At 71.6% G+C, this 2,934-nt stretch carries 2 protein-coding genes and 1 pseudogene; 1 reads left to right on the forward strand and 2 read right to left on the reverse strand.

What is annotated here, in order from left to right:
- Positions 1-237 (reverse strand): annotated as a pseudogene (locus tag Q1K57_RS15060) (hypothetical protein); the annotation flags it as partial.
- Positions 238-271: 34 nt separating this feature from the next.
- On the opposite strand from Q1K57_RS15060, the gene Q1K57_RS15065 reads away from it, so the two are divergent.
- The gene (locus tag Q1K57_RS15065; RefSeq protein ID WP_300084117.1) at positions 272-1,534 is read left to right on the forward strand and encodes a DMT family transporter; all 1,263 of its coding nucleotides are present in this window, start codon (positions 272-274) and stop codon (positions 1,532-1,534) included.
- A gap of 16 nt (positions 1,535-1,550) precedes the next feature.
- Here Q1K57_RS15065 and Q1K57_RS15070 read toward each other — a convergent pair.
- On the reverse strand, positions 1,551-2,934 hold a 1,384-nt coding region (locus tag Q1K57_RS15070; RefSeq protein ID WP_300084119.1), incomplete at its 5' end, for a DUF222 domain-containing protein.

The following is a 2,934-nucleotide window of genomic DNA, read 5'->3' on the forward strand; positions in this document are numbered from 1 at the left end:
GTTGGCGGCGAGCAGGGCGTTCACCTCGGCGTGGATGAAGCCGCTCTGGCCCTGCTCGAGGGACTCCCGTTCGTTGGGTTCGCCGGCGGCGCGCCCGTTGTAGCCGACGCCGACGACGCGGTGGAAGTGGTCGAGCAGGCACGCGCCGACCTGGACCTTGGCGTCCGCGCTGCGGGTGGCCCAGAGTCGGGCGGTGGCGATGCCCAGTTCGTCGAAGGTGGGTCTGGACACGCTCATGGACGCAACCTAGCGCGCCGCTATCGTCCTCGCCATGACTCCCCGAGCCGACGGACGCGCGACCGGTCTCGCCGTGGCGCTGGCGTCGGCGGCGATGTTCGGCACGTCGGGCGTGTTCGGCAAGTCGCTGTTGGTGTCCGGGTGGTCGCCGGCGGCCGCCGTGCTGGTGCGTCTGGGTGTGGCGTCGCTGCTACTCGCGGTGCCGGCCTGGCTGGCGCTGCGCGGCCGGTGGCGCGTCCTGGTTGAGCGGTGGCGTCCGATCGTCCTGTACGGCGTGTTTGCAGGGGCGGCCGTGCAGGTCGCCTACTTCAACGCGATCACCTACATCGAGGTCGGGGTGGCGCTGCTCATGGAGTATCTCGGCGCGGTGCTCGTCGTGCTCTACGAGTGGGTGCGGACGCGGCGGCGTCCGGGTTGGGTGACGCTGGGCGGCATGGTGGTGGCGATCGGCGGGCTGGCGCTCGTGCTGAACCCGGGCGACCTGGCAGGCGCCGACCCGCGCGGTGTCGCGTGGGCGCTGTTCGCGGCGACGGGCATGGCCGTGTACTTCATCACGTCGGCGAACACGTCCGGCGTGCCGCCGGTGGCGTTCGTGGCGTCGGGACTGGGGGTGGGTGCGGTGGCGTTGCTGGTGTTCGGGCTGATCGGTCTGGTGCCGTTGCGGGCGAGCTTCGCGGACGCCGCCGTGCTCGACTCCGTGGTGCCCTGGTGGATGCCGGTGCTGGAACTGGTGGTCGTGGCTGCGGCGCTCGCGTACCTTCTGGGGTTCGTGGCCGCGCGGCGGCTCGGATCGACGGTGGCGAGCTTCGTGGGGTTGACCGAGGTGGTCTTCGCCGTGGTGTGGGCGTGGCTGCTGTTGGGGGAGTTGCCGAGCGCCGTGCAACTCGTCGGCGGAGTCGTGCTGCTGGCGGGGGTGGCGCTGGTACAGGTCGGCCATGGCCCGTCCGAGGAGACCCCGGCGGCGTCGCCCGCTGGCAGTGTGGCGGCCGACGGGTGCGGGACAAGGCCCGATACCATGGGTCCAATGCGCTACATGAACATTGGTGGTCCGATCGCATTGGGAGTCCTGGGGGCGATCATGGCGTTCGCGATGCAGGACATGATTCCTGGCTTCGACACCCGCACGGTCGGGTTCATCCTCTTGGGCGCAGCGCTGCTGTGGCTCGTGTTCGGGTTCATCGCCGCCCGCCCGCGCACACGCATCACGAGTGAGCGCACCAACGTCGTCGATGACGGCCGCGGCGTCCGCGGTGGGGGACAGTCGTACGAGCGTGAGGTCCGCCAGGACGAGGTCTGAGGGGCGGCGTCGTTGCTCAGGCGCGGGGCACCCACAGGTCGACGGTGTTGCCGGCGCGGTAGGCGAGGGCTTGGATGACGCAGTTGACGGTGTCGACTCCCTTCGGGTCGAGGTAGCGGGCGCCTGAGGGCGTCGTGAGGTAGCGGTAGCCGTAGCGGCTGGTCCACAGGTGGCGGTCTCCGCCCAGGGGTTCGACCGTGAAGCGGGAGTGCGTCTTGCCGCGGTGCGCCCTGCGAGACAGCGGGGCAAGGTTTCTGTAGCACGTTTGGCCCGGCGGGCCGCCCGGGTCGTAGGGGCGGGTGTGGTCGGTGTCGCAGCTGGATGCCGGGGTGCCGCTGAACGGGAAAACGTCGTAGGGGTGCCGTTGGTGGACGGCGAACCGGAGCCGTTCGGGGATCTCGTAGGCGTCGACGGGGAGTTCGTGGTCGGGGTTGACCACGGGCCGGACGGTCACGTGGCAGCCGGCGAGGAGGCGGGGGAGGCGGCTGATCAACTCGGGCCCCCAGCCCTCGACCCGGGCGACTCCCTCGCCGCTGGCGAGGTTCTCGTCCGCGACGTGCACGATCAGCGTGGCACGCCGGCGGGGTCGGCCTGTGCGCCGCGAGGGTGATTGCGTGGGCTCCTGCCGGTCGTAGCTGCGGGCGAGGACGCCGATGGCGGCGGCCCGGGCGGTGTCCCGGTGGGTGAAGATGAAGGCGCCGGTGTCGTCGTGCTCGTCCATGAGGTCGTCGGCGATCTGCTCGATGGTCTCGTGGAAGGCGGCGGCGTCCGCGGCGGCGAGGCTGCCGCCGATTTGGGCGTGACCGTCGTCGAACTCGCGTGACCACACGCCGCGCCGCTCGGCCGCCGACCGGGCTCGCTGCTCGGCGAGGGCAGGATCGGCCTTCACCACGAGGCCCGTGACCAGCCGGCGCATGCGGGGCCAGGGGAGCCCGGCGTCTGCGGCGAGAGCCAGTTGCCGGTCGACCCACAGCGAGGCGGCGTGGGGGAGATGGAGGCAGGCGCGGGTGAGATGGTTGGCCTGCCACATGCGCAGGGCGCCCTGCTGGACCGATTCCCAGAGGTGCGGGTGGCGGTCGCGCAGGTTGACGGCGTCGGCGATCTGGAGGGCAGCCCGGTAGGGCGTGACACCCAGGAGCGGACCGACCTCCAGGGCGAGGAACTCGCCCACCGGGGTCGTGCCGTCCGCGCCGACCACCTTCTTCTCGCGGCCTTCGAGGCGAGCGACGGCGTCCAACGATGCCGGTTCGTCCACCTGCCACAGGTCGGCCAGATCGAGCAGGAGCCGCACCTTCTCCACCTCGGCCGCGCGCTCGGCGAGATCGGCGGCGCGCAGGCGGGCCAGCCGGTCGGGGACCGGATCGTTCGGGTCATGCCGGGGGGTGTCGGACATGCACCCA

This window comes from Propioniciclava sp. (assembly GCF_029977985.1).
Lineage (GTDB): Bacteria > Actinomycetota > Actinomycetes > Propionibacteriales > Propionibacteriaceae > Propioniciclava.

What these genes read in the sequence shown, in the direction of transcription:
- Q1K57_RS15065 (WP_300084117.1), top strand. Translation starts at nt 272, where the DNA reads ATGACTCCCCGAGCCGACGGACGCGCGACCGGTCTCGCCGTGGCGCTG.